General features: G+C 71.6%; 23 protein-coding genes. 14 read left to right on the top strand and 9 right to left on the bottom strand.

Annotated features, from left to right (window positions below; all coding sequences use genetic code 11):
* Positions 1-259: 259 nt before the first annotated feature.
* On the bottom strand, positions 260-700 hold the full coding sequence (locus tag ACZ69I_RS36215; RefSeq protein WP_470836749.1) for a hypothetical protein: 441 nt from the start codon (positions 698-700) through the stop codon (positions 260-262).
* Between the two features lie 126 nt (positions 701-826).
* Here ACZ69I_RS36215 and ACZ69I_RS36210 point away from each other — a divergent pair, with 126 nt between their 5' ends.
* A complete protein-coding gene (locus tag ACZ69I_RS36210; RefSeq protein WP_470836747.1) occupies positions 827-1,393 on the top strand; it encodes a GNAT family N-acetyltransferase in 567 nt (188 codons plus the stop codon).
* A gap of 84 nt (positions 1,394-1,477) precedes the next feature.
* Here the strand turns inward: ACZ69I_RS36210 and ACZ69I_RS36205 are convergent, their stop codons facing one another.
* The 5 genes from ACZ69I_RS36205 to ACZ69I_RS36185 all read right to left on the bottom strand — a co-directional run bounded on the left by ACZ69I_RS36205 (position 1,478) and on the right by ACZ69I_RS36185 (position 8,357).
* Entirely contained in the window at positions 1,478-2,329 is an 852-nt protein-coding gene (locus ACZ69I_RS36205) for a DMT family transporter (protein ID WP_470836746.1), read from the bottom strand.
* Positions 2,326-2,832: a YbaK/EbsC family protein gene (locus tag ACZ69I_RS36200; RefSeq protein ID WP_467672321.1), complete on the bottom strand. Its 507-nt coding sequence runs from the start codon at positions 2,830-2,832 to the stop codon at positions 2,326-2,328. Before ACZ69I_RS36200 ends, ACZ69I_RS36205 begins: the two co-directional genes overlap by 4 nt.
* Positions 2,833-3,004: 172 nt before the next feature.
* The gene (locus ACZ69I_RS36195) at positions 3,005-4,747 is read right to left on the bottom strand and encodes a penicillin-binding transpeptidase domain-containing protein (protein WP_470836745.1); all 1,743 of its coding nucleotides are present in this window, start codon (positions 4,745-4,747) and stop codon (positions 3,005-3,007) included.
* 117 nt (positions 4,748-4,864) lie between these two features.
* Positions 4,865-6,496, bottom strand: a complete 1,632-nt coding sequence (locus ACZ69I_RS36190; RefSeq protein ID WP_470836743.1) for a penicillin-binding transpeptidase domain-containing protein — start codon at positions 6,494-6,496, stop codon at positions 4,865-4,867.
* 121 nt (positions 6,497-6,617) lie between these two features.
* On the bottom strand, positions 6,618-8,357 hold the full coding sequence (locus ACZ69I_RS36185) for a dolichyl-phosphate-mannose--protein mannosyltransferase (protein WP_470836742.1): 1,740 nt from the start codon (positions 8,355-8,357) through the stop codon (positions 6,618-6,620).
* A gap of 95 nt (positions 8,358-8,452) precedes the next feature.
* Between ACZ69I_RS36185 and rsmI the strand changes: the two genes are divergently transcribed.
* The 10 genes from rsmI to ACZ69I_RS36135 all read left to right on the top strand — a co-directional run bounded on the left by rsmI (position 8,453) and on the right by ACZ69I_RS36135 (position 21,008).
* The gene (rsmI, locus tag ACZ69I_RS36180; protein WP_470836740.1) at positions 8,453-9,316 is read left to right on the top strand and encodes a 16S rRNA (cytidine(1402)-2'-O)-methyltransferase; all 864 of its coding nucleotides are present in this window, start codon (positions 8,453-8,455) and stop codon (positions 9,314-9,316) included.
* A 198-nt stretch (positions 9,317-9,514) separates the two neighbouring features.
* Positions 9,515-9,967 carry a hypothetical protein gene (locus ACZ69I_RS36175; RefSeq protein WP_467672313.1) on the top strand — a complete coding sequence of 151 codons (453 nt, stop codon included), beginning with the start codon at positions 9,515-9,517 and terminating at the stop codon, positions 9,965-9,967.
* Positions 9,968-10,004: 37 nt separating this feature from the next.
* Positions 10,005-10,880, top strand: a complete 876-nt coding sequence (locus ACZ69I_RS36170; RefSeq protein WP_467672311.1) for a TatD family hydrolase — start codon at positions 10,005-10,007, stop codon at positions 10,878-10,880.
* Between the two features lie 133 nt (positions 10,881-11,013).
* Complete coding sequence (locus ACZ69I_RS36165; RefSeq protein WP_470836738.1) at positions 11,014-12,444, top strand: ubiquitin-like domain-containing protein; 1,431 nt, start codon at positions 11,014-11,016, stop codon at positions 12,442-12,444.
* Positions 12,445-12,468: 24 nt separating this feature from the next.
* Positions 12,469-13,335: a 16S rRNA (adenine(1518)-N(6)/adenine(1519)-N(6))-dimethyltransferase RsmA gene (gene rsmA / locus ACZ69I_RS36160; RefSeq protein WP_467672306.1), complete on the top strand. Its 867-nt coding sequence runs from the start codon at positions 12,469-12,471 to the stop codon at positions 13,333-13,335.
* Entirely contained in the window at positions 13,332-14,258 is a 927-nt protein-coding gene (locus tag ACZ69I_RS36155) for a 4-(cytidine 5'-diphospho)-2-C-methyl-D-erythritol kinase (protein ID WP_470836737.1), read from the top strand. Before rsmA ends, ACZ69I_RS36155 begins: the two co-directional genes overlap by 4 nt.
* A 37-nt stretch (positions 14,259-14,295) precedes the next feature.
* Positions 14,296-16,128: an ABC-F family ATP-binding cassette domain-containing protein gene (locus ACZ69I_RS36150; RefSeq protein ID WP_470836735.1), complete on the top strand. Its 1,833-nt coding sequence runs from the start codon at positions 14,296-14,298 to the stop codon at positions 16,126-16,128.
* A 156-nt stretch (positions 16,129-16,284) separates the two neighbouring features.
* On the top strand, positions 16,285-18,042 hold the full coding sequence (locus ACZ69I_RS36145) for an outer membrane protein assembly factor BamB family protein (RefSeq protein ID WP_467672299.1): 1,758 nt from the start codon (positions 16,285-16,287) through the stop codon (positions 18,040-18,042).
* A gap of 60 nt (positions 18,043-18,102) precedes the next feature.
* Positions 18,103-19,980, top strand: a complete 1,878-nt coding sequence (locus ACZ69I_RS36140; RefSeq protein ID WP_467672297.1) for an outer membrane protein assembly factor BamB family protein — start codon at positions 18,103-18,105, stop codon at positions 19,978-19,980.
* A 287-nt stretch (positions 19,981-20,267) separates the two neighbouring features.
* A complete protein-coding gene (locus ACZ69I_RS36135) occupies positions 20,268-21,008 on the top strand; it encodes a helix-turn-helix transcriptional regulator (RefSeq protein WP_470836734.1) in 741 nt (246 codons plus the stop codon).
* 33 nt (positions 21,009-21,041) lie between these two features.
* Here the strand turns inward: ACZ69I_RS36135 and ACZ69I_RS36130 are convergent, their stop codons facing one another.
* Both ACZ69I_RS36130 and ACZ69I_RS36125 read right to left on the bottom strand, forming a co-directional pair.
* On the bottom strand, positions 21,042-21,326 hold the full coding sequence (locus tag ACZ69I_RS36130) for a hypothetical protein (protein WP_467672293.1): 285 nt from the start codon (positions 21,324-21,326) through the stop codon (positions 21,042-21,044).
* Between the two features lie 23 nt (positions 21,327-21,349).
* The gene (locus ACZ69I_RS36125; RefSeq protein ID WP_467672291.1) at positions 21,350-23,035 is read right to left on the bottom strand and encodes a sodium:solute symporter family protein; all 1,686 of its coding nucleotides are present in this window, start codon (positions 23,033-23,035) and stop codon (positions 21,350-21,352) included.
* A 212-nt stretch (positions 23,036-23,247) separates the two neighbouring features.
* Between ACZ69I_RS36125 and galT the strand changes: the two genes are divergently transcribed.
* From galT to galK, 3 genes are read left to right on the top strand one after another with little or no spacing between them, the layout of a single operon-like run.
* Positions 23,248-24,309, top strand: coding sequence for a galactose-1-phosphate uridylyltransferase (galT, locus tag ACZ69I_RS36120; protein WP_470836732.1), 1,062 nt, complete (start codon positions 23,248-23,250; stop codon positions 24,307-24,309).
* A complete protein-coding gene (gene galE, locus ACZ69I_RS36115) occupies positions 24,306-25,259 on the top strand; it encodes a UDP-glucose 4-epimerase GalE (protein ID WP_470836731.1) in 954 nt (317 codons plus the stop codon). Before galT ends, galE begins: the two co-directional genes overlap by 4 nt.
* 20 nt (positions 25,260-25,279) lie before the next feature.
* Entirely contained in the window at positions 25,280-26,434 is a 1,155-nt protein-coding gene (gene galK, locus ACZ69I_RS36110; protein WP_470836730.1) for a galactokinase, read from the top strand.
* A gap of 22 nt (positions 26,435-26,456) precedes the next feature.
* On the opposite strand, the gene ACZ69I_RS36105 is transcribed toward galK, so the two are convergent.
* The gene (locus ACZ69I_RS36105) at positions 26,457-26,912 is read right to left on the bottom strand and encodes a GNAT family N-acetyltransferase (RefSeq protein WP_470836729.1); all 456 of its coding nucleotides are present in this window, start codon (positions 26,910-26,912) and stop codon (positions 26,457-26,459) included.
* Positions 26,913-26,979: the final 67 nt, after the last annotated feature.

Below are 26,979 nucleotides of genomic sequence, written 5' to 3'. Positions count from 1 at the left end.
GGTGCTGGACCGGTACCTGCACCACCTGCGGACGCCCCCTGCCCAGCCCTCGGAGCAGCCGCAGACAGCCCACAACCTAACGAAGCACTACTAGGCAGTTTCGTTTGGATCACCGGGTGGACCAGAGGAAAGGGAGCGGCTCCTCGCGACCTTCGTAGCGTCATGGAGCAGATGCCCCGGCTCGGCCAGGACGAGAAGTTCCGGCGCAGCGTGCGGCTGCTGTGTACGGGGTTCCGGACGCTCGCCTCCGGATGACCTGTCAGGCCAGCGGCTTGCGGTCCGGCCACCACCGCTGGACGGCTTCGACGGTCGTCGTCGGGCTCACGTTGAAACAGAGCTTCGCGGCGGGCGCCAGTTCGCGGGTGACGTCGACCAGGACTTCGAGGAGCGGGGTCAACGCCGGGTCCAGCCGGATACCGGCGCCGATCACCACCAGGTCGTAGTCCTTCGCGGACAGCGCGGCGCGGTAGACCGCCTCGGCCGTGCGGCCGTAGTCGAGCAGGCAGAGGTCGACGGTGAAGCCCAGCTCCTGGAGCCTGGCCCGCTCGGCGGCCACCCCGGCCCGGACCACGTCGACGTCGAGATCGGGGAACGCCGCCCGCGACGAGGCCGCGTCCTCCACGAGGACGGGATCGAGCCCGATGGTGAGTACGGACGCGGACGCGGCTTCGGATACGGACGCGGATGCGGTTCCGGACATGCCTCGGTACCTCCTGTGCGGTGCGGTTTCCGGACCGAGGGTGGCATCGGGCCGCCCGCGTCGCCAGCCCGTATTCCTGGGGCGCCGTTCGGCCGGCCGTCTCAACTCGTACGGCAGCATGGTGACATGGAGCGGCCACGCCAGATGATCGACTGCGACGACTTCGTCCTGCGCCGGTGGCGGGGGCAGAGCGACTTCGCCCCCGCGCTCAAGCTGATCGACGAGTCGCTGGAGCACCTGCGCCCCTGGGAGACGTGGGTCGCCCAGCACGGCGCGGAGAGCACCCGCAGGCTCCTCGCGGCGTTCGAGGCGAAGTGGGCGACCGGCGAGGTGTACAACTACGCCGTCGTCGGTGACAGCGCACCCCTCGGCATGTGCCAGAGCTACCGCGGCCCCGACCCACGGGGCCGCCGCCTTGGGTACTGGCTGCACCCCGCCGCCACCGGCCGGGGTCTCGCCACCCGGGCGACGGCGGCCCTGGCCGGCGAGATGTTCGCGCTGCCGGACGTGGAGTTCCTGGAGATCACGCACGACGAGGCCAACGTCGCGAGCGCCGCGATACCCCGGCGGCTGGGCTTCACCGAGGTCCGGCGCGAACCGGGGACACCGCCCGCGGCTCCCTCCGCCTGCGGGACCGTCGTGGTCTGGCGCCTGGACCGGCCCGCCCCGCCGGGCGGCACCGCCTCCGCCTAGGGTCTTCGTCTGGATCGTCGTTCATGGGACCGCGCCCCGAGGCGGGAGGCGTGTCGCCCCCTCCGCGCTCCCCGCCGGGGAGGGCTACCCCGGATGCAGCATCAACCCGATCCCCGCCACCATCAACCCCGCCGCCAGCAACCGCGGCGCCCCGAAGCGTTCCTTGAAGAAGACCGCGCCGATCGCCGCTCCGACGATGATCGAGGACTCCCGCAGCGCGGAGATCGGGGCCAGCTCCGTCCTCGTCTGGGCCCACAGGACCAGGCCGTACGCGGCGACCGAGAGGGCCGCGCCGAGCAGGCCCACCGCCGCGAACGGGCTCAGGCGGGGGAGGAGTTCGCCGCGCCAGCGGTACGCCGCGTACAGCGGGACCGCGATGCCCTCCAGGATCATCAGCCAGGCGATGTAGGACATCGACGAACCGGAGGCCCGGACGCCGAGGCCGTCCACCACCGTGTACGCCGCGATGGAGACGCCCGTCGCGAGGGCCGCGCCGATCGCCGGCCAGTCGGGGCGGCGGCCCGAGCCCCGGATGCCCCAGAGGGCGAGCCAGGTCAGGCCCGCGCAGGAGACGGCGACGCCCGCCGCCTGCCAGGCGTCGGGGACCTCGCCCGCGAAGACCGCCGCGAGGACGGTGACCACCAGCGGCGCGGTGCCGCGCGCGATGGGGTAGGCCTGGCCGAAGTCGCCGAGCTTGAACGACCGCATGAGCAGGGCGTAGTAGGCGGCGTGGAGGGCCGCGGAGAGCAGGAGGTAGGGCCACGCGCCGGAGGCGGGGAGGCCGACGAAGGGGGACAGGAGCAGGCCGATCAGCGTGCCGCCGCCGGATATCAGGGTGAAGCCGACCAGCTTGTCCGTGATGTGGTGGGCGATCGCGTTCCAGCTCGCGTGCGTGACGGCGGCGAGCAGGACGGCCGCCGCGACCAGCGGGGTCACTCGGAGGTCTCGCGCACGTCCACCAGCGTGGCGCCCGCGTGGGCGACCAGGGCCTCGGGGGCGATCGGGAAGACCGCGTAGGGGGTGCCGGCCGCCGCCCACACCACGTCGTGGCGGAGGAGGGAGCGGTCGGCGAGGACACGCGTCCTCGTGGCGTGGCCGAAGGGCGGGACGCCGCCGATCGCGTAGCCGGTGGTCTCGCGGACGACGTCCGCCTTGGCGCGGGTGACCTTCCCGGCGCCGAGCTCATGGCGTACGAGGTCGAGATCCACCCGCGACGCGCCGTCCATCAGGACCAGGACCGGCACGCCGTCCGCCGCGAAGATCAGGGACTTGCAGATCTCGCTGAGCTCGCAGCCGACGGCCGCGGCCGCCTCCGCGGCGGTGCGGGTGTGGTCGGGGAAGCGGCGGACCCGGGGAAGCAGATCGCCGAGGCCCAGGTGCTGCAGGGCTTCGGCGAAACGGGGGTGGGCGTCGGACGGTACGGGTGAGGTAGCGCTCATGCCCGGCACGCTAGCGGTCCATGTACGGGACACGCGACCACGTATCCGCGGAGCGGACAGCCGACGTGGACTGCCGATGCGGACAGCGGACGTGGGCAGCCGACGCGGACTGCCGATGCGGTCCCACCCGTACAGTGCCGCCCCGCCGCCGTCCCGCCGCCGCCCCGCCGCCTCAGCCCCCGGCCAGCAGCATCGCCCGCACCACAGGACCCGCCGAGTCGCCGCCGTGCCCGCCCTCCTGGACGACCGCCGCCGCGGCCAGATCGCCCCGGTACGCGGTGAACCAGCCGTTGGGCTTCTTCTGGCCGTCGACCTCCGCCGAGCCGGTCTTCGCGCCCATGTCGGAGCCGAGGCCCGACATCGGCTCGACCGCCGTCCCGGCGACCGCCGTGTAGTGCATGAGCTCCCGCAGCGCCGAAGCCGTCGAGCCCGACATCGTGCGGGACGCGGTCGCCAGCTTGCGGTCGTCGAGGTCGGGCGAGACGAGGTAGGGCTGCTTGAACTTGCCCGACTTCACCGTCGCCGCCACCGACGCCATGTTCAGCGGGTTCATCCGCACCGCGCCCTGCCCGATGAGCGAGGCCGCCATCTGGGCGTCGCTCTGTACCGGGACCGCCCCGTCGAAGGTGGGCACGCCGATCGACCAGTCGTCGCGGCCGAGCCCGAAGACCTCCTGCGCCTGCTTGGTCAGGGAGTCGTCCTGGAGCTTCTTGGCCTGGCTGATGAAGGCCGTGTTGCAGGACCGGGCGAAGCTCGCCCGGAACGTGCCGTTCTTGATCTCGAACTTGTCGTCGTTCTGGAACTTCCAGCCGCCGTACGTCTCGTACTTGGGGCACGGGTGCTTCTTGTCCACGCCCGCGAGCTTCTTCTCCAGGAGCAGCGAGGAGCTGATGACCTTCATCGTGGAACCGGGCGCGATGGAGCCCTGGAAGGCCGTGTTGAAGCCGCCCGGGGTGGAGTTGGCGGCGGCCAGGATCTCGCCGGTGCTGGGCTTCACCACGACGACGGAGGCCCGCTTCCGCTTGGCGGTCGCCTTCTCGGCGGCCGACTGCAGCGAACCGCTGAACGTCGTCTTCAGCGTCCCCGGCGTGCCGGGGGCGAGCGTCAGGAGCGTCTTGTCGGGCACCGCGTCGGCGTCGTCCTTCTTCGCCGACGCCGACGCCGACGCCGAACCCGACGCGTCCTTCTTCGCCGCGTCGGACCCCGCCCGCACCACGCGCAGCTCGATGCCCGCCGTGCCGCCCGCCTTCTTGCCGTACTTCTCGCGCAGCCCGTCGAGGACCGTGCCGAGCGAGGGGTACTTCTCCCGCGTCAGTTCGGCGCCGTTCCGGTCCACCGCCTTGATCGGCGGGTCGCCCGCCTCGCCGGTGACCAGCCGGTCGCCCCGCTTCAGTTCGGGATGCAGGACGGAGGGCCGCCAGCCGACGAGCACCTTGCCGTCGCTCTTCCTGCGGACGACGGTGAGCTCGGAGGCGTACGACAGGGGCTTGGTCTTTCCCTCGTACGAGACCGTGGCCGCGGCCTTGAACGGCACGCGGGCGCCCGACCGCTTGCCGGGCGTCAGGCGGGCCTTCGTGAGGTGGCCGTCCTTGCGGTAGGACGTCAGGGCCTCGGCCGCCGCCGCGCGGTCGTCCGTGAGGGCGGCCGCCCGCGCCGCGTCGCCCTCGGCCCACGCGGTGAGGAACGCCCGTGCGGTGGTGCGGACTTCGGCCGGCGTCGGCGGGCCCGTGGCCACCTGCTTCTCGTCGACGGTCGAGCCGTCCCCGTCGGAACCGGAGCCTGCGGAGAGCGCGAACGCGGCGGCCCCCACCCCGCACACGACCACGGCCGCGGCCCCGCCGAGCACGCCCGGGTGGACCTTCATGTTTCTGACGCCGACGCTCTTGCGTTCGGCGGCGCGCCTTCGCTTGCCCACAAACCCTCCGCAGTTCCCCGGAACCCCCGGCTCCTCACCGGAAGGCCACCTTAGAGGCGTACGGAGAAGCCCTTGACCAATTTCGCCGCCCGTCCGGGCGGCGCACCGGCCGACCCCCTACCCTGCCCCCAGCACCGCCGCCACGATGGGACCCGCCGCGTCGCCGCCGTGCCCGCCCTGCTGCGACATCGCGGCCGCCGCGACGTCTCCCCGGTAGCCGGTGAACCAGCTGTCCGACTTCTCCTGGCCGTCGACCTCCGCGGAGCCGGTCTTCGCGCCGACGTCGCCGCCCAGGCCCGCCATGGCGCGCGCCCCGGTGCCGCTGACCGCGGTGCGGTTCATCATCTGGCGCAACTGCTGGACGGTGGCGGGGCGCAGGCCCCGCGCGGTGGCCAGGTCGCGGTCGTCGAGGGAGCGCGGTACGATCACCGGCTGCCGGAAGGAGCCCGTCATCGCCGTCGCCGTGACCGAGGCCATGTTGAGCGGGTTCATCTGGACCTCGCCCTGGCCTATGGCGTTCGCCGCGCGGTCGGAGCCCGCGGACTCGGGTACGGAGCCGTCGAAGGAGGGGATGCCGACCTTCCAGTTGTCGCCGCCCAGGCCGAAGTTGTCCCGCGCCACCTCGGTGAGCGAGGAGTCCGTGATGCCGTCCTCGTCGATGAGCTTCACGAATGCCGTGTTGCAGGAGCGCGCGAAGTCCTCCGAGAACGTCGCGGACTCGTTCGGCGCCATGCCTTCCAAGTTGTGGAAGGTCTGGCTCTGCCAGGTCGCGGAGGCCGGGCAGGGCGCGGCGCCGCCCGCCTTGGCGATCCCCTTGTCGATGAGCATCGCCGAGGTGAGGATCTTCATCGTCGAGCCCGGAGCCACCCGGCCGGAGAACGCCGCGTTGAACGCGTCCTTGCGGTGGTTGGCGACGGCGAGGACCTCGCCGGTGCTCGGCTTCAGCGCGACCACCGAGGACTCGGCGTTGCGCAGGACCGCCTGCTCCGCCGCCTTCTGCACACCCGCGCTGAGCGTGGTGCGCAGCTTGCCGGGCTTGCCCTTCGCGAGGGTGATGAGCGTGCGGGTGCCCGCGTTCTCGTCCGCGTGCCGGACGTACAGCTCCAGGCCCGGCTCGCCGCCCGCGCTCTCGCCGTACTTGGTGCGCAGCTGCTCAAGGACGGGCCCCAGCGAGGGGTGGTCCTTCGCGCGCAGGACGACGCCCGCCCGGTCGACCGCCTGGATGGGCGGCGCCTCGGCCTCACCGGTCACGAGGGTGTCCCCCTCCTCCAGGGAGGGATGGAGGACCGCGGCCCGCCAGTCGACGAGCGGGCGGCCGGTGGTCTCGCCGCGGACGACGGTGAGCTGGGAGTCGTAGCGGAAGGGCTTGCTCTTCCCCTTGTACGACACCGTCGCCGAGACCGAGAACGGCACCCGGGTGCCGGACGCCCGCTTCGGGGTCAGCTTGACCTCGGTGAGGTGGGCGTCCTCGCGGTAACCGGTCAGCGCGACCACCGCCTCCTCGCGGTCGTTCGTGTACGTGGCCGCCGAGTCGGTGTCGCCGGAGGCCCACGCGGCGAGGAACTCCCGTGCGGCGTCCCGCACCTCGCCGCTCGCGAGCGGGCCCGTCTTCACCACGCCGCCGCCGGGGCCCGGCGAACGGTTGCCCCCGCTCACGCCGTTCACCACGTTGTACGCGCCGTACCCCGCGCCCCCCACAAGCACGGCGAAGACCCCGCCGACCAGAGCGACCTTTGCTCCGCTGCGCATCAAGCGCTCCCCTCCCCAGGAGTCCTCCCGGACATATCCGGGAGGGTCGTTCGTCCTGAACCCTAAGGGGAGGGGGGCGAGGAAAGGGGCGGTCGTTATCCGACGGTGTCCATGGTGTGCGTTACACCCATGTATCCAGCCACATGCGTGACCGCCAGGAATCGATGGGAATCGCGGTACCGGTGTAAATGGGCCAGAAATAGATGAAGTTCCAGAGGATGAGAAGGACGATGATGCCCGATCCCGCGGCGCCCGCGATGCGTCGCCGTTCGCTCGAACCCGGCGGCCCGAGCAGCGCGCCGATCAGCATCGCCACCGCGAGACAGAGGAACGGCACGAACACGACGGCGTAGAAGTAGAAGATCGTCCGCTCCTGGTAGAAGAACCAGGGCAGATAGCCCGCCACGACACCGCAGAGGATCGCGCCCGCCCGCCAGTCGCGCCGGAACGCCCACCGCCACAGCACGTAGAGCAGCGCGACGGCCGCCACCCACCACAGCACCGGGGTGCCGAGCGCGAGGACCTCGCGGGCGCACTTGTCGGTGGTGTCCGCGGGGCAGCCGTCCTTGCCGGGCAGCGGCGACTCGTAGAAGTACGAGACGGGCCGGCCGTCGACGAGCCAGCTCCACGGGTTCGACTGGTAGGTGTGCGGCGAGGACAGGCCCACGTGGAACTCGTACACCGCGTGCTCGTAGTGCCACAGGCTGCGCACCCAGTCCGGCAGCCAGCTCCAGTCGCCGCCCTTGCCGCTGGTCGCCGCCCAGTTGCGGTAGTAGCCGCCGGAGCCGTCGGCGGGGGAGAGGATCCAGCCGAGCCAGGACACGACGTACGTGGCGAGGGCCACCGGCACCGTCGACACGAACGCCGGCAGCACGTCCCGCCTCAGGACCGCGCGGTAGGGCCGCACCGCCCCGGCCACCCGGCGCGCCCCCACGTCCCAGAGGACCGTCATCAGGCAGAGGAAGACCATCACGTACAGGCCGTTCCACTTGGTGCCGAAGGCGAGGCCCAGGCAGAGCCCGGCCGCCCACCGCCACGGCCGCCACCCCAGCCGCGCCGTCTCCGCGACCCGCATGTCGGGCCGCACCCTGCCGTCCTCGTCGGTGGGCAGTGCCGCCAGGAGCCGCGCCCGCGCCTTGTCCCGGTCGATCAGGAAGCAGCCGAAGGCGGCCAGGACGAAGAACATCAGGACCTGGTCGAGCAGCGCCGTGCGGCTCATCACGAAGTGCAGGCCGTCCACCGCGAGCAGCGCGCCCGCCAGGCACCCGAGGAACGTCGAGCGGAACAGCCGCCGCCCGATCCGGCACAGCATCAGCACCGACAGGGTGCCGAGCACCGCCGTCATGAACCGCCAGCCGAACGGGTCGAAGCCGAACAGCCACTCCCCGGCGCCGATCACGTACTTGCCGACCGGCGGGTGCACCACGTACGCCGCGTCGTGCGGGATCGCGATGTCGCCGCCCTGCCGCAGGACGTCGTCGTTGACCTTGTCCGGCCAGTTGACCTCGAAGCCGCGGTGGATGAGGGCCCAGGCGTCCTTCGCGTAATACGTCTCGTCGAATATCACGGCCTTGGGATTGCCGAGGTTCAGGAAGCGGCTGATTCCGGCGACGAGCGTGATCAGCAGCGGCCCGGCCCACCCGGACCGGCGCGCCATCCGCTCCGCGAACGGCTTCGACAGGCCGAGCGTCATCCACAGGCGGGGGCTCGGCTCCGCGTACGCGGGAACCAGGCGCGCCCCGACGTCCTCTCTGGGCCGCTCCGCATGGCCGAATCGGCGCAGCCGCCGCTGCCACGAGGGCTGCTGCTCCGCGGCGCTCTGGCCCTCGCGGGTGTCCGGGGAAGACGCGGTACTGGTCACCGCGCCATCGTAGGGAACCAGACTGTGCGAGTCCCGTCCGTGGGCCCTGCGAGGATGGAACAGTGACAGGAAGCGCAAATTCCCCCGGAACCCTTGTGTTGGCAGGCACGCCCATCGGCGATGTCGCCGACGCGCCGCCGCGGCTCGCCGCCGAGCTGGTGTCGGCCGACGTCGTCGCCGCCGAGGACACGCGGCGCCTGCGCAGGCTCACCCAGGCGCTCGGCGTCCAGGTGGGCGGGCGGGTCGTCTCGTACTTCGAGGGCAACGAGACCGCGCGCACGCCCGAGCTGGTCGAGGCGCTGGTGGGCGGCGCGCGCGTGCTGCTCGTGACGGACGCGGGGATGCCGTCCGTCTCCGACCCCGGCTACCGCCTTGTCGCCGCCGCCGTGGAGCGGGACGTGCGGGTGACGGCCGTGCCGGGACCCTCCGCCGTGCTCACCGCGCTCGCGCTCTCCGGCCTGCCGGTGGACCGCTTCTGCTTCGAGGGCTTCCTGCCGCGCAAGGCGGGCGAACGCCTCTCGCGCCTGAAGGAGGTCGCGGAGGACCGCCGCACCCTCGTCTACTTCGAGGCCCCGCACCGCATCGACGACACGCTCGCCGCGATGGCCGAGGCGTTCGGCCGGGAGCGCAGGGCCGCGGTCTGCCGCGAGCTGACCAAGACGTACGAGGAGGTCAAGCGCGGTTCGCTGCGGGAGCTCGCCGCATGGGCGGCCGACGGCGTCCGCGGAGAGATCACCGTCGTCGTCGAGGGCGCCCCCGAGAAGAGCGCCGGTGAACTCGGCCCCGAGGAACTGGTGCGCCGGGTGCGGGTCCGCGAGGAGGCGGGCGAGCGGCGCAAGGAGGCCATCGCCGCGGTCGCCGCCGACGCGGGCGTTCCCAAGCGTGACGTCTTCGATGCCGTCGTGGCGGCAAAGAATGCGGATCGGGGCAGCCCATCGGGAGGCAAAGGACTATCGTGAATGGCAAAGCGCGGGCCGCGCACCAGGCCTCTTTCCTATGGAAAGGCCAAAACGGCTCCAATGCTCGACAGGTCTGATGCGCTTGCTCCGGGAAAGGCGTCCACTGGTTGAAGGGACGCACCCGTCCCCACGCTTCCGGTCCCGGGCTTTCCCGGGACTCCGGCAGTGCTTGTCCCTCGGGCAAGAGGAGCAGCTGGCATGAGTGAGATCGCAGACACCGGCCACCCCACCACGGCGGCAAACGTCGTTCACGAGTCGTACGCCTTCGCCTGTATGCGGTGCGGGCACGGCTGGGAGCAGTCGTACGAGATAGAGCACCACGTGGACGCCACGGGTCATGAGTTCGTGATGTATCTGGCGGACGGCAGGCGTGTGCCGTCGCCGCTGACCCGGCCCACGTGCGTGAACTGCGGTGGCCACGTCGTGCGGATCATGCGGGCGGGACAGGTGTCCTCGGTGCTCGACATGATGCGGCGACAGCACGAGGGCACCCGGGTGGGCAAGCCCGCGGGCCCCGTGGACCCGCTCCCGGCCGACGCCGACCCCGACGTCATCGCAGCCGGCGGTGCCACGGGCGCCGGGCGCGCGAGCGACCACCACTGGCACCTGTCCGACCTGCTGCACCCCTTCCAGCACCGCAAGGGGCACTGAGCGCCGTTCCCGCGGCGGGCTTCGTAGGATCGGGGGCATGCCTTCGAAGAACGCCGACGTCCCGCCGCCCCCGCCCGAACCGCTGCGGGTGCCGGTCGCCGATTCCCACACCCACCTCGACATGCAGTCGGGCACGGTGGAGGAGGGCCTCGCCAAGGCCGCCGCCGTGGGCGTCACGACGGTGGTGCAGGTGGGGTGCGACGTGCGCGGGTCCCGGTGGGCGGCCGAGACCGCCGCCGCCCACGACGGCGTGCACGCGGCCGTCGCCCTGCACCCCAACGAGGCGCCCCGCATCGTGCACGGCGACCCGGACGGCTGGTCCCGGCAGGGCGCGCGCCGGCCCGGCGGCGACACCGCCCTCGACGAGGCGCTCGCCGAGATCGACCGGCTCGCCGCGCTGGCGCACGTGCGCGGCGTCGGCGAGACCGGGCTCGACCACTTCCGCACCGGCCCCGAGGGCATGGCCGCCCAGGAGCGGTCCTTCCGTGCCCACATCGAGATCGCCAAGCGGCACGGCAAGGCCCTGGTCATCCACGATCGCGAGGCGCACGCCGATGTGCTGCGCGTCCTGAAGGAGGAGGGCGCCCCCGAGCGCACCGTCTTCCACTGCTACTCCGGCGACGCCGCGATGGCCGAAATCTGCGCCGAGCGCGGCTACTTCATGTCCTTCGCGGGCAACGTCACCTTCAAGAACGCCCAGGATCTGCGCGACGCGCTGGCCGTCGCCCCCCTTGAGCTGGTGCTCGTCGAGACGGACGCGCCGTTCCTCACGCCCGCCCCGTACCGCGGACGGCCTAACGCCCCGTATCTCATTCCGGTCACGCTGCGCGCGATGGCCGAAATCCGCGGTATCGACGAGGACGCCATGGCCACGGCCGTCTCCGCGAACACGGCGCGCGCCTTTGCTTACTGACCGATAACGACACGCGCCCCCGCGGGGGACAGCTCAGGTCAACGCAGCGACACAGCGTAGTCGCGCTGCTTTGGAGAGTGACGAGAGCTCCGCTAGGTTCTGTCCGCCCGGTACGGACCTCTGGAGCGTCGTCGTGAGCAATTCGCCGTACGAGACGTACGAACCGCGTTACGAACCACAACCGCCGCAGCCGCCGCAGCAGTACGAGCCGTCGTACGAGACGTGGAGCGAGGCGCCCTACGGCGTGCCCCATGACGTGCCCTACGGGGCCGCGTACGACGGGGCCCGGTACGGCGAGGGGGAGGGCGACGCCGGCGTCACGCTCCTCGACGCGATTCCCGCGGCCCCCGCGGCCCCCGCCTCCGCTCCCGTCCCCGCCCCCGAGGAGGGGCGCCTGCCGCGGCAGCAGTCGTCCGACGGCGGCGGGCGGGCCGCGCGCCGCAAGAGCAGCGGCCGCGCCCCCGGCGGGCCCGAGCGCCCCGACGCGATGCGGCGGCTCCTGCCGCAGGCCCTCGTCGTCGCCTTCCTCGCGGGCGGCACCTCCGCGTTCGTCGCCAACGACAAGGCCGTCGAGCTCATCGTCGACGGCAGGCCGCGCACCCTGCACACCTTCGCGGACGACGTCGGCGAACTCCTCGCCGACGAGGGCGTGGCCGTCGGCGCGCACGACATCGTCGCGCCCGCGTCCGGCACCGCCCTCGCCAGCGGCGACGAGATCGCTGTCCGCTACGGCAGACCCGTCCACCTCACCCTCGACGGGGAGCGCCGCAAGGTGTGGACCACGGCGCGCACCGTCGACGGGGCGCTGCGGCAGCTCGGGGTGCGGGCGGAGGGCGCGTCCCTGTCGGCCTCGCGCAGCCGGCGCATCGACCGGGACGGGCTCGCGCTCGACGTCCTCACCGAGCGCACCGTCACGATCATGGCGGACGGGCGGGAGCGGACCATCCGGACGAACGCGGCGACCGTGGGCGAGGCCGTCGCCGAGTCCGGGGTGCGGCTGCGCGGTCAGGACACCACGTCGGTGGCGCCCGAGAGCTTCCCGCGCGACGGGCAGACCGTCACCGTCATGCGGGTCACCGGGAGCAAGGAGGTCCAGGAGGAACCGATCCCCTTCGAGGTGGAGAGGAAGGAGGACCCCTCGCTCTTCCGGGGCACGGAGGTCGTGGCGCAGGCGGGACAGGCGGGCGTCAGACGCGTCACGTACACGGTGCGGACCGTCAACGGCGTGAAGCAGAAGCCGCGCCGGGTGCGGACCGAGGTGGTGCGCGAGCCGCGGAAGCGGATCGTGAAGGTCGGCACGAAGCAGATGCCGTCGTCGGTGGCCGGGGCGGACCAGCTCGACTGGGGCTCGCTCGCGCACTGCGAGTCCGGCGGCCGGCCCGGCGCGGTCGACCCGTCCGGCACGTACGGCGGCCTGTACCAGTTCGACACGCGGACGTGGCAGGCGCTGGGCGGCTCGGGACGGCCGCAGGACGCGTCGGCGTCGGAACAGACGTTCCGCGCGAAGAAGCTGTACGTGCAGCGGGGCGCCAGCCCCTGGCCGCACTGCGGACGACGCCTGTAGCCAGGGGGCCCGTAACCTGGTGCGGTGAGCACAGAGCACGGCGCCCTCCTCGGCCCCGCCGAAATCCGCGAACTGGCGGCTGCCCTCGGCGTACGCCCGACCAAGCAGCGCGGCCAGAACTTCGTCATCGACGCCAACACCGTGCGGCGCATCGTCCGCACCGCGGAGGTCCGCCCGGACGACGTGGTCGTCGAGGTCGGGCCGGGGCTCGGGTCCCTGACCCTGGCCCTCCTCGAGACCGCGGCGCACGTCACCGCCGTCGAGATCGACGACGCGCTCGCCGGGGCGCTGCCCGCGACGGTGGCGGCCCGCCTCCCGGAGAAGGCCGGTTCCTTCGGGCTCGTGCACCGCGACGCCATGCTCGTGAGCGAGCTGCCGGGCCCCGCGCCGACCGCGCTGGTCGCGAACCTCCCGTACAACGTGGCCGTGCCCGTCCTGCTGCACATGCTCGACACCTTCCCGACCATCGAGCGCACGCTCGTGATGGTGCAGGCCGAGGTCGCCGACCGGCTCGCCGCCGGGCCGGGGTCGCGGGTCTACGGAGTGCCGTCCGTGAAGGCCAACTGGTACGCGGAGGTGAAGCGCGCGGGGTCCATCGGGCGCAACGTCTTCTGGCCCGCCCCCAACGTCGACTCCGGGCTCGTGTCCCTGGTGCGGCGCGCCGAGCCGGTCAGGACCAGTGCGTCCAAGCGGGAGGTCTTCGCCGTCGTGGACGCCGCCTTCGCGCAGCGCAGGAAGACGCTGCGGGCCGCCCTGTCCGGGTGGGCGGGATCGGCCGCCGCCGCGGAGGCCGCGCTGGTCGCCGCCGGGGTCTCGCCGCAGGCGCGCGGCGAGGCGCTGACCGTGGAGGAGTTCGCGCGCATCGCCGAGCACAAGGAGGCGGGCGCGTGAGCGTGACGGTGCGGGTCCCCGCGAAGGTCAACGTGGGGCTGGCGGTGGGCGCCGCGCGGGCCGACGGCTTCCACGACCTCGCCAACGTCTTCCTCGCCGTCGGGCTCTACGACGAGGTCACCGTCACGGCCGCCGACGAACTGCGGGTGACCTGCGAGGGGCCCGGCTCCGACCAGGTCCCCCTGGACCGCACGAACCTGGCCGCGCGCGCCGTCGAGCTGCTCGGCGCGCGGTACGGGATCGCGCCCGACGTGCACATCCACATCGCCAAGGACATCCCCGTCGCGGGCGGCATGGCCGGGGGCAGCGCCGACGGCGCGGGCGCGCTCGTGGCGTGCGACGCGCTGTGGGGGACCGGCGCCTCGCGGGGTGAACTGCTCGACATCTGCGCCGAGTTGGGCAGCGACGTGCCGTTCGGCCTGGTCGGCGGCGCCGCGCTCGGTACCGGGCGGGGCGAGAAGCTGGAGCTCCTCGACGTCGGGGGCACCTTCCACTGGGTGTTCGCCGTCGCCGACGGCGGGCTCTCCACGCCCGCCGTCTACCGCGAGTTCGACCGGCTCACGCCCGCCGCGCCCGCCCCCGAGGCGTCCCCGGCGCTGCTCGCGGCCCTGCGCGACGGCGACGCCGAGGCCCTCGCCGCCACCGTCGCCAACGACCTGCAGCCCGCGGCCCTCTCGCTCTTCCCCTCGCTGCGCGACACCCTCGCGACGGGCACCGCGGCCGGCGCGCTCGCCGCGCTGGTCTCCGGCTCGGGGCCGACCACGGCGTTCCTCGCGGGCGACGCCGGTGCGGCGCGGCGGATCGCCGAGGCCCTGACGGCGTCCGGCACCTGCCGCGCGGCGCGGGTGGCGCAGTCGCCCGCCGCGGGCGCCACGGTGCTGCAGCGCCGGAGCGCCGGAAGGTCCGCCCGCGCGGGCGACTAGGCTGGGGGATCGATCGATCCCCTTCCCTGGAGCGTTAATGGCCGTCAACCTGGTCAATGTCGAGGCAGTCAGCAAGGTGTACGGCACCCGTGCCCTGCTCGACGGCGTCTCGCTCGGCGTGTCCGAGGGGGACCGGATCGGCGTCGTGGGGCGCAACGGCGACGGCAAGACCACCCTCATCCGGATGCTCGCCAAGCTGGAGGAGGCCGACACCGGGCGGGTCACGCACAACGGCGGGCTGCAGCTCGGCGTGCTCACCCAGCACGACTCGCTCGACCCGGCGGCGACCGTCCGGCACGAGGTCATCGGCGACCTCGCCGACCACGAGTGGGCGGGCAACGCCAAGATCCGTGACGTGCTGACCGGCCTGTTCGGCGGCCTGGACATGCCCGGCTTCCCGCAGGGCCTCGACACCGTCATCGGTCCGCTCTCCGGCGGCGAGCGGCGCCGCATCGCGCTGGCGAAGCTCCTCATCGGCGAGCCCGACCTGATCGTGCTCGACGAGCCGACCAACCACCTCGACGTCGAGGGCATCGCCTGGCTCGCCGGGCACCTGCGCGCCCGGCGCTCGGCGCTCGTCTGCGTGACGCACGACCGGTGGTTCCTGGACCAGGTCTGCACGCGCATGTGGGACGTCCAGAGCGGCTCGGTCTTCGAGTACGAGGGCGGCTACTCCGACTACGTCTTCGCCCGCGCCGAACGCGAGCGCATCGCGGCCACCGAGGAGACCAAGCGCAAGAACCTGATGCGCAAGGAGCTCGCCTGGCTGCGGCGCGGCGCCCCGGCCCGCACCAGCAAGCCGAAGTTCCGCATCGAGGCAGCCAACGAGCTGATCGCGGACGTGCCGCCGCCGCGCGACACCAGCGAGCTGATGAAGTTCGCGACGACACGGCTCGGCAGGACCGTGTTCGACCTGGAGGACGTGACCGTACAGGCCGGGCCCAAGCTGCTCCTGAAGCACCTGACCTGGCACCTCGGCCCCGGCGACCGCATCGGTCTGGTCGGGGTGAACGGCGCGGGCAAGACCTCGCTCCTGCGCGCCATGGCCGATGCCGCGCGCAGCCAGGGCGAGGTGCAGCCCGCGGCGGGCAAGGTCGTCGTCGGCAAGACGGTCAAGCTGGCCTACCTCTCGCAGGAGGTCGCCGAACTGAAGCCGACGCTGCGGGTCCTGGAGGCCGTCCAGCAGGTGCGCGAGCGGGTCGACCTGGGCAAGGGCAGGGAGATGACCGCGGGCCAGCTCTGCGAGACGTTCGGGTTCAACAAGGAGAAGCAGTGGACGCCGGTCGGCGACCTCTCCGGTGGTGAGCGGCGCAGGCTGCAATTGCTGCGGCTGCTCATGGACGAGCCCAACGTCCTCTTCCTCGACGAGCCCACCAACGACCTCGACATCGAGACGCTGACCCAGCTGGAGGACGTCCTCGACGGCTGGCCCGGCTCCATGGTCGTGATCTCCCACGACCGGTTCTTCGTCGAGCGGACGACGGACAAGGTGTTCGCGCTGCTCGGCGACACCACCATGCGGATGCTGCCGCGCGGCATCGACGAGTACCTGGAGCGCAGGCAGCGGATGGCGGAGAGCGGCGCCGCCGCGACCCCGGCCGCGAGCACGTCCGGGCAGGGCGCCGGTGCGGTGGCCGCGCCGGCCGCCGCGGGGTCGGCCAAGGACAGCCGGGCCGCCAAGAAGGAGCTCCAGAAGGTCGAGCGGCAGCTGGACAAGGTCTCCGAGCGGGAGACCAAGCTCCACGCCCAGATCGCCGATAACGCCACGGACTTCGGAAAGGTGGCCAAACTGGACGCCGAGCTCCGTGAACTGATCGGCGAGCGCGAGGAGTTGGAGATGCGCTGGCTGGAGCTCGCGGAGGATGCGTAGAGCTCCCGTGGAGGACGCATAACGGCCGGATTACGGCTATGTCTGCCCTTGGGGACAGCGACAGGGCCGGGCCCGTGTGGTAGGGCGTCAGGGTGATAGAAAGGCTGGCCTCAGCACCATTTGGCGTGCCGAAAGTCAGTGAAGGGGGAAGCGCTGATGAGTCAGCCGCCCAACCAGCCGCCGCCCGGCGGCTTCGGAGCTCCGCAGGATCCACGGCAGGGCGGAGCGCCACAGCCACCGAACCAGCCACCGCAGCCACCGCAGGCCCAGCCCGGTTACGGCTACCCGGCCCAGCCCGGCCCCTACGGGCAGCCGGGTCCGTACGGACAGCCCACCCAGCCGGCACCCTACGGACAGCCCCAGCAGCCGGGCCCCTACGGGCAGCCCGCCCAGCCCGGCCAGGCGGGCCCGTACGGGACGCAGCCGCAGTACGGGTACCAGCAGCCGCCGACGCAGCCGCAGTTCCCCGCGGGACCGGGCGCGCCCGGCGGCGGGAACAAGCGCAACAAGCTCGTGGTGATCGTCGCCGCGGCCGTGGCCGCGCTGCTCGTCGCGGGCGGGGTCACCTGGGCCGTCGTCGGCGGTGGTGACGACGACAAGAAGCCCGGGGCGAAGGAGAAGCAGGACCCCAAGCCCTCCGCGTCCGCCCCGGTCAACCCGGGCAACGGCAGCGGTGACGGCCACGAGGGCGAGGAAGACCTCAACGCGGGCCGTCAGGCGGGGGAGGCGAAGGTCCTCTGGTACAAGGAGGCGCCGAAGGTCCCCGGTTCCGGCGGCGACGCCCCCGGCATGTGGGTCGACGGCGACATCGTGGTCAAGGCCGCGTACAAGCAGCTCCTCGCGTACAACGTGAAGACCGGCAAGATCGCGTGGAACGCCATCACGTTCCCGCAGAAGATCTGCTCCGCGACCCAGGACGCCACCGACGACGGCAAGATCGTCGTGGCCTACATGGAGAGCGCGAAGAGCGACGCCGACTGCAACCAGCTCCAGGTCGTCGACCTCAAGACGGGCGACAAGGGCTGGGGCAAGCCGGTCAAGAAGGAGGGCCTCTTCGACTTCGCGATGCGCAGCGAACTGGTCCTCGTCGGTGACGTGCTGATGGTCGGCCGCGACCAGTCCGGCACGGCGCTGCGGATGAGCGACGGCAAGAAGCTCTACGTCGCGGACAAGAAGGAAGAGGGCACCTGCTTCCCCAGCGGCTTCGCCGGCGGCAAGCAGCTCATCATGGCCCTGTCCTGCGGGGCGCGCACGCCCACCGAGCACGAAGAGCTGCAGCAGCTCGACCCGAGGACCGGCCGCGCCCTGTGGACCAAGAAGTTCCCCAAGGGCTGGCGCATCGACGCGGTCTACTCCGTGAGTCCCACGGTCGTGTACCTCAGCAATGAGGACAAGAAGAAGTGGAACATCACGGTCCTGAAGGAGAACAGCGACAGGACGCGCTCCGAGGTGATCTCCGACGACAACTTCGCGCCGGAGTGCGACAGTTCGTTCGTCAGCCGGTCGCTGGGCAGCTGCCTGGGTGCCACGGTCGACGACGACTACCTCTACCTGCCGACCGACGAGAAGGGCGGCGCGAACGAGGTCGTCGCGACGAGCCTGGCCACCGGCAAGGAGGCCTGGCGCACCAAGTCGCCGACGGACGAAACGATGCTGCCGATGAAGGCCGAGAACGGCGAGCTGATCGCGTACGTCACCCCGTCCTACGACTCCGGCGGCCGCGTCGTCTCCATCGCCACGTCCGGCTCGCACAAGCCCAAGACCCTTCTGCGGCATCCGAAGGGCATGTCGAAGATCGAGGACGGCTTCCTGCCGAGGGACGTCGACTACGTGGACGGGCGCTTCTATCTCTCCACCACGCACATCCTGAACAGTTCCGGCCAGTCGAAGCTCATGCTCGCCTACGGCAAGTGACGTGCCGCGCCGCCCCGTCTCCCGTCTCGACCGCTCTCGTCCCCAAGGAATAACGACGTCATGACCCAGCCGCCCCAGCCACCGAACCAGCCGCCGAACCAGCCCCCGCAGGGCGGCTTCGGCGCCCCGCAGGACCCTCCGCCCGGAGGCTTCGGCAAGGCCCCCGAGCCCTCGTACGGCTACCCGCAGGCCCCGGCCCCGCAGACCCCGCCGCCCCCGCAGACGCCGCCGCCCGCGGTTCCTCCGGCGCCCCCGGCGGGCCAGCCGAACTACGGCTACCCGCAGGCGCCCCCGGCCCCGCAGGCACCCCAGGCCCCGCAGAGCTACGGGTACCCGACCCAGCCCGCGCAGCCCGCCCCGCCGCAGTACCAGCAGGGCTACCAGCAGCAGTACCCGCAGGGCTATCAGCAGGGGTACCAGCAGCCGCCCACCATGCCGATGCAGCCGCAGCCCGGGAGCGGCCCCGACGGCGGCTCCGGCGGCGGCAAGAAGATCAGCAGCCAGATGATGATCATCGGCGCGGCGGTCGTGGCGATCGCGCTGATCGTCGGCGGCGGTGTCTACTACGCCTCGACCAAGGACGACGACTCCAAGAACACCGCGCAGAGCTCCGGCGAGAAGGGCAAGGACGGCAAGGGCGGCGAGGGCAAGGGCGGCGACAGCCTGCCCGGCCAGGGCAAGGCCAAGGAGAAGGCCCCGGCCGACCCCTCCGCCAAGGTCCTCATGCAGCTGCCCCAGCCGGAGATCCCCAAGGACCAGATCTGGAACGCCACCGGCTCGGTCCTGACCGATGACGTCTACGCCAAGTCCGGCGTCAACGAGCTGAACGGCTACGACCCGGACACCGGCAAGAAGAAGTGGACCGTCCCGCTCTCCGGCATGGCCTGCGCGATGTCGCCCGAGGTCACCGACGACGGGATCGTCGCGGTCGTCAGCGAAGAGGCCAAGCGGAACAAGAAGGGCGACTACGAGCAGTGCTCCAACGTCTCCGCGATCGACCTCAAGTCCGGTGACAAGCTCTGGACCAAGAGCGTCGACACCAACGGCGTGAAGGCGACGTTCAAGGAAGTCACCATCTCCGGCACCACGATCGCCGCCGGAGCGGGCACCTCCAGCGGCGGCGCCGCCTGGGACGTCAAGGGCAACCAGCTGTGGAAGCCGAAGGTCGGCAAGTGCGAGGACGTCGGCTACGCGGGCGGCGACCAGCTGGTCGCGGTCCGCAAGTGCGGTACGTACGGTGACCAGACGCTGAAGGTGCAGCTCCTCGACCCGAAGACCGGCGACGAGAAGTGGACGTACCCGATCGCCCCCGGCGTCGACAACGCCAAGATCATCTCGACGAATCCGGTCGTCTTCGGCCAGGACACCACCGAGATCACCGCCACCGGCGCCACCGACGTCTTCTCGCTCGGCAGCAACGGCAAGCTGCGCGCGAAGATCTCGCTGGAGGACGGGAAGTACGCGCACGACTGCGGCGTCAACATGGTCCACGACTGCACGGCGATCGCCGTCGGCAACGACCGGCTGTACGTCCCGACCAAGCAGCACGACGGCAGCGGCGAGAGCTACAACCGGACCAACGAGATCGTCTCCTTCTCGCTGGCCACCGGAAAGCCGACCAGTGACCGCGCCGTCGCGGGCGACAACGGCGAGATCTTCCCGGTCCGCATGGACGGCGGCAACGTCATCGCGTACAAGGCGCACAGCTACAAGCAGGGCGCCCAGATCGTCTCGCTCGACGGCAGCACGATGAAGGAGACCAAGCTCCTGGAGACCCCGGGCACCGAGTCGGTCACCGGGGCGATCAGCGGCCTGGTCCCGAAGTCCAACGAACTCCTCTACGGCGACGGTCACCTGTTCCTCGGCAAGAAGCTCCTGAGCAGGCCCTACTCGAAGGACGAGAAGGAGTACGTGGCACTCGGCTTCATCGCGAAGTAGCCGGCGAGCACCCGCAGGCCACGGATTCACGCACGGCGGCGGCCGCCCCCCCCACGCACCACCGGGGGCGGCCGCCGCCGTGCGCGTACCACCCAGCACTTCCCAACGCCCCCCAACGGCAGGGATTTAGGCATTCCGGGCCGCTTCTGGCCGGTAGGGGGCGCGTAACGTCGAACAAGCGTGTAGCTTCCGGGGGATGGCGGGCCGGGGGGCCCGCGGTCCATGGGGAGCGGGAGAGCGGGGCGACCGGTGGATCTGGGGATCAGTCGGGGAATTGGGGGGTTGCTATGGGTGTGCGGCTCATGGTGGTCGACGATCATCGACTGCTCGCCGAGGCCCTCGCCTCGGCACTGAAACTGCGCGGGCACCGGGTGCTCGCCGCCGCCGCGCCCGCCGCGGGAGCGGCGGAACTGGTCATCAGCAGGGCCCCGGAGGTCTGCCTCCTGGGCACGGCGACGCCCGCCGAACCGGGCATGTTCGACCCGGTCGTGAAGATCAAGCGGGACCGCCCGCAGGTGGCGGTGGTGGTGCTCGGGCCGGTGCCGAGCCCGCGCGGCATCGCCGCGGCCTTCGCCTCCGGCGCCTCCGGCTACGTGCGCCACGACGAGCGCATCGAGGGAGTGGAGCGCGCCATCATGAAGGCGCGCGCGGGAGAGGCGGCCGTCGCGCCGCAGCTGCTGCAGGGCGCCTTCAGCGAACTGCTCAATCCGGCCGCGCAGCCCGACGACGAGGGGCAGCGCCTCCTGCAGATGCTGACGCCCCGCGAGGTCGAGGTCCTGGTGCGGGTCGCGGACGGCGAGGACACCCGGCTGATCGCCGCCGGCATGGGAATAGCTCCCAGCACCGCGCGCACGCACGTGCAGCGGGTCCTGATGAAGCTGGGCGTCGGCTCGCGCCTGGAGGCCGCCGCGCTCGCCGCGCGCACGGGTCTCCTGGAGCGCGCCGAGCGCCCCACGTCGCTCTACGAGACCAACGGCAACGGCCCCGACGGCGCGGGGACGGCGAAGGGGCCCGAGCCACCGCGGTGACCCGGGCCCCTTCGCACGGGGGCGGAGGCGGGGTTACTCGTCGTCCTCCGGCCCCTCGGCGGGCGCCACCATCGGGCGCAGCCACAGCCACACCAGGAAGAAGAGCCCGAGGGCGAGCATCGCGAGGCCCGTCCACAGGTTGATGTTGATGTCCTCGGCCTTCTTCAGGTCGGCGTCGGACGCGGTGATCCCGGCGATCGTCACGATGATCCCGTAGACGACGAACAGGCCGCCGATGATGCGCCGGATGTCGAAGAGACGGGCGGCCGTCGCCGACTTGCGCTCCAGGTCGGAGACTTCTTTGTGCAGATCAGACATGGTCTTCGGTCCTCCGGTCGAGGCTAGAACGAGTACGGCACGTAGCAGGCCGCGGCGAGGACGACGGCGCCCCAGCCGAGCAGCGCCGGCTTGCGGTACCAGGCGTCGTCACCCGCCTCGACCCCGTCGTCCGCCAGCTCCGGCGAGACCGTCCCGTAGACCAGACCGGCCAGCTCCGCCTCCGGCTTGGGCGCGGTGAACAGGGTGACGGCGACCATCACGACGGCTCCGGCGGCGAAACCGACCATCGCCGAGACGAAGTTGGCGCCCTGGTCGGACGGGATGTCGATGATGCCCTGCTTGTAGATCCAGAAGTAGTTGACCATCGCGGCGGTGGTGCCCGCGAGCAGCCCCCAGACGCCGGACTTCATCGAGGCCCGCTTCCAGAACATGCCGATGATGAAGACGACGAACATCGGGACGTTGAAGAAGGAGAACAGCGTCTGCAGGTAGCTCATGATGTTCGAGAACGACGAGGCGATGAAGGCCGTGCCGATCGAGGCGAGCACACCGAGGGCGGTGATGAGCCGGCCGAACTTCAGGTAGTAGCCGTCCTCCTGGTCCCTCTTCACGTACTTCGCCCAGATGTCGTACGTGAACACGGTGTTGAAGGAGGAGACGTTCGCCGCCATGCCCGCCATGAACGCGGCGAGCAGACCGGTGACCGCGATGCCGAGGACGCCGTTGGGCAGCAACTCCTGCATCAGATAGGGAATCGCGTCGTTGTACGTGAGATCCGAACCCGCCGTGCCGATCTTGGGCACGAGGACGGCGGCGACCAGGCCCGGGATCATCACCGCGAAGACGATGAAGATCTTGGGGAAGGCGGCGATCAGCGGGGTGCGCTGGGCGGCGCTCAGGTTCTTCGCGGAGAGCGCGCGCTGCACCTCGGCGAAGTTCGTCGTCCAGTAGCCGAAGGAGAGCACGAAGCCGAGGCCGAGGACGATCGTGAGCCAGTTGGCGCCGAGCGGGTTGGCGTCCCCGATGCCCGTACCGCCCCAGGCGGTCATGAAGTTGTCGCCGTGCTGCTTCTCGATCGAGCCGGACAGGCCGTCCCAGCCGCCGACCTTCTTCAGGCCGATGACGCAGAGGGGTATCAGCGCGGCGAGGATCACGAAGAACTGCAGGACCTCGTTGTAGATCGCCGAGGAGAGGCCGCCGATGGTGATGTACGCGAGGACGAACAGGCCCGCGACGACGATCGCCACCCACTGCGGCCAGCCGAGCAGCGCCTCGACGACGATCGAGAGCGCGTAGAGGTTCACGCCCGCGATGAGGATCGCCGCGAACGCGAAGAGCGCCGAGCTGAGCAGGTGCGCCGACCGGTCGAAGCGCTGGAGCAGGAACTCGGGGACGGAGCGGACCTTGCTGCGGTAGTAGAAGGGCATCATGACCAGGCCCAGGAAGACCATGGCCGGGATGGCGCCGATCCAGTACCAGTGGACGACCGCGACGCCGTACTGCGCGCCGGTGGCCGCCATGCCGAGGATCTCCGTGGCGCCCAGGTTCGCGGCGACGAAGGCGAGACCGGTGACCCAGGCGGGCAGGGAGCGGCCCGAGAGGAAGAAGTCGAGGCTGGTCTTCACGGAGCGCCGGGCGGCGAAGCCGATGCCGAGGACCACGGCGAAGTAGATCGCCAGGATCGCGTAGTCGAGGCCGTTGGTGGGCAGCCGAAGCCCCTCGGCCAGGGTTTGTGTCGGGGACTGCATGTGAACTCGCTTCGTTGCGCGAACGGATCAGACCGGAACCTACGCCCCTTGCTTCAATAACTGAACAGTTCTGTTGGTGTTCTTTGTTTGATTGTGATCGAGCCACCCTTCGGCTCCGGGCGCTCCGGCGAGACCTGCGGGCATTGACGGAGCTGTTGGCTTGTGGTTTGTTATGTTCGGTTCTGTTGGGTGGGTGGTGAGGAGCCCCGGACGTGAAGAAGACCTCGACCCGTCTCGCCGACGGTCGTGAGCTCATCTACTACGACGAGCGCGACGACGCCGTGCGCGACGCCGTCGACCGGCGCCCGCTCGGGCCCGTCTCGACCACGTCGGAGATCCGGCGGGACCGCCTCCTGGGCGACTCCGTCGCCATCGCCTCGCACCGTCAGGGCCGCACCTACCACCCGCCGGCCGACGAGTGCCCGCTCTGCCCCTCCGCCGGGGGCAGGCTGAGCGAGATCCCCGACTCCTCGTACGACGTCGTGGTCTTCGAGAACCGCTTCCCCTCGCTCGCGGGCGACGCGGGCCGCTGCGAGGTCGTCTGCTTCACCTCCGACCACGACGCGTCCTTCGCGGACCTCACGCCCGAGCAGGCCGGGCTCGTCCTGGAGGCCTGGACCGACCGCACCGCCGAGCTCTCCCAGCTGGACTCGGTGGAGCAGGTGTTCTGCTTCGAGAACCGCGGCGCCGAGATCGGCGTGACCCTCGGCCACCCGCACGGGCAGATCTACGCGTACCCCTTCGTCACCCCGCGCACGGAGCTGATGCTCCGCTCGCTCGCCGCGTTCAAGGAGTCGACGGGCGGCCGCAACCTCTTCGACGACATCGTCGCCGAGGAGAGCGCGGGCGAGCGGGTCGTCCTGGCGGGCGAGCACTGGGTGGCCTTCGTGCCGTACGCCGCGCACTGGCCCTACGAGGTGCACCTCTACCCCAGGCGCCGGGTGCCCGACCTGCTCGCGCTCGACGAGGCGGCGCGCGCGGAATTCCCCCGGGTCTACCTGGAACTCCTGCGGCGCTTCGACCGGATCTTCGGCGAGGGGGAGACCCCCACCCCCTACATCGCCGCCTGGCACCAGGCGCCGTTCGGCCCCCTCGCGGGCCACGACGGGCTCCACCGCGACGACGTCGCCCTGCACCTCGAACTTTTCACGATCCGCCGCACTTCGGGCAAGCTGAAGTTTCTCGCGGGTTCCGAATCCGGCATGAGTGTGTTCATCAACGACGTGCCGCCGGAAACCGCGGCCCAGCGACTGCGAGAGGTAGCGAGTTCATGAGCGGTAAGTACCTGGTCACCGGTGGTGCGGGCTACGTCGGAAGTGTGGTGGCCCAGCATCTGATCGAGGCCGGGCACGAGGTGACCGTCCTCGACAACCTCTCCACGGGCTTTCGTGAAGGCGTCCCCGCCGGCGCCGCGTTCGTCGAGGGCGACATCAGGGATGCCGCCAAGTGGCTGGACTCCTCCTACGACGCCGTGCTGCACTTCGCCGCCTTCTCGCAGGTCGGCGAGTCCGTCGTGAAGCCCGAGAAGTACTGGGACAACAACGTCGGCGGCACCATGGCGCTGCTCGCCGCGATGCGCGACGCCGACGTGCGCAGGCTGGTCTTCTCCTCCACCGCCGCGACGTACGGCGAGCCCGTGAACACCCCCATCACGGAGACCGACCCCACCGCCCCCACCTCCCCCTACGGCGCCTCCAAGCTCGCCGTCGACCACATGATCACCGGGGAGGCCGCGGCGCACGGCCTGGCCGCCGTCTCGCTGCGCTACTTCAACGTCGCGGGCGCGTACGGCGACTGCGGCGAGCGCCACGACCCCGAATCGCACCTCATCCCGCTCGTCCTCCAGGTCGCCCAGGGCAGGCGCGAGGCGATCAGCGTCTTCGGCGACGACTACCCGACCCCCGACGGGACCTGCGTCCGCGACTACATCCACGTCGCCGACCTCGCCGAGGCCCACCTCCTCGCCGTCGAGGCCGCCACCCCCGGCGAGCACCTCATCTGCAACCTCGGCAACGGCAACGGCTTCTCCGTGCGCGAGGTCATCGAGACCGTCCGCAAGGTCACGGGCCACCCGATCCCCGAGGTCATCGCCCCGCGCCGCGGCGGCGACCCGGCGGTCCTCGTCGCCTCCGCGGCCACCGCGCGCGAGAAGCTCGGCTGGCAGCCGTCCCGCGCGGACCTCGCGGGCATCGTCGCCGACGCCTGGGCGTTCGCCCGGCGCTGACCTGGAACAAGGGGTAACTGATGGACGTAGCGGGGAAGTTCGCCGAGCTGTACGGGTACGCGGCGGACGGGGTCTGGTCGGCCCCGGGCCGGGTCAACCTCATCGGTGAGTACACGGACTTCAATGAGGGCTTCGTGCTGCCGCTCGCGCTGCCGCACACCGCGGTGGCGGCGGTGGCGCGCCGCACCGACGGCGTCCTGCGGCTGCACTCCGCGGACATCGGCGCCCCCGTCGCCGAACTGCGCGTCGAGGACCTGGCGCCCCTTTCGGCGTACGGGCAGGGCGGCTGGGCCGCCTACCCGGCCGGTGTGGTGTGGGCGCTGCGGGACGCGGGCCACGACGTCTCCGGCGGCGCCGACCTCCACCTCGCCTCGACCGTGCCGACCGGGGCGGGCCTGTCCTCGTCCGCCGCCCTGGAGGTCGTCACGGCACTCGCCCTGAACGACCTCTACCAACTCGGCCTCACCCGGCCCGAGTTGGCGGTCCTCGCCCAGCGCGCCGAGAACGCCTTCGTCGGCGTGCCGTGCGGCGTGATGGACCAGATGGCCTCCGCGTGCGCCACGGACGGCCACGCCCTGCACCTGGACTGCCGCGACCTGGCGATACGGCAGGTGCCCTTCGACCTCGCCACCCACGGCCTGCGGCTCCTCGTCGTCGACACCCGCGTCAAGCACGAGCTGGGGGACGGCGCGTACGCGGAGCGGCGGGCCGGATGCGAGGAGGGCGCGCGCGTCCTGGGCGTCTCCCACCTGCGGGACGTGCCGTACGACGGGCTCCGCGCCGCGCTGGCGAAGCTGCCGGACGACAGGATCCGCCGCTACGTGCGGCACGTCGTGGCGGACGACCACCGCGTCGAGCGGGTCATCGGCCTGCTGGCCGCCGGTGACGTCCGCGGGATCGGCCCCGTCCTCACCGAGGGCCACGCCTCGCTCCGCGACGACCTGCGCATCTCCTGCCCCGAGCTGGACCTCGTGGTGTCCTCCGCGAACGCGGCGGGCGCCCTCGGCGCGCGGATGACCGGCGGCGGCTTCGGCGGCTCGGCGCTCGTCCTGGTCGAGGCGGCGGACGCGGACACGGTGACCAAGTCGGTCCTCGACGCCTTCGACGCGGCGGGTCACACGCCGCCCCGGGTGTTCCCGGCGGTCGCGTCGGCGGGGGCGCGCAGGCAGGCGTGAACCCCGCTCGGCAGGCGGGCGCTCAGCCCAGCCGCTTGGTGAGCGTGAACTCCTTGACGCCCTCGGGGTAGTCGGGGATCACGCTCACCAGCTCGTACCCCTGATTGCGGTAGAAACCCGGCGCCTGGAAGTCCCAGGTCTCCACGCGGGAGCCGAGGCAGCCGCGGTCCTCGCGGGCCACCCGTTCCGCCTCGGCCAGCAGGCGGGAGCCGAGGCCCGCGCCGCGGTGGCGGTCGTCGACCCAGAGGAGGTCGACGTGCAGCCAGCGGGCCCAGGTGTACGCGGCGAGGCCCGCCGCGAGGCCGCCCGCCTCGTCCAACGCCCACAGAGCCAGCGGGACTTCCTGGTCCTCGCGGGTGCCGCGCAGGGCGCGGAGCTCCGGTGATGCCGCCGTGTTCGTCTCGCTCAGCCGCGAACGAAGCAGAGCGAGACGCTCCTTGTCGACTCCCGTCTCCATACGAAACATACGGCTCACCATAAACGCGCTGGCCAATCAGTTCTGCAAATCGCCTTCCGCTCCCGCCGTCCGGCCCTACTCTGAAGGG

The sequence above is a fragment of the Streptomyces sp. NPDC036815 genome (assembly GCF_055609205.1).
This window is presented reverse-complemented; position numbering and strand designations above follow the sequence as displayed.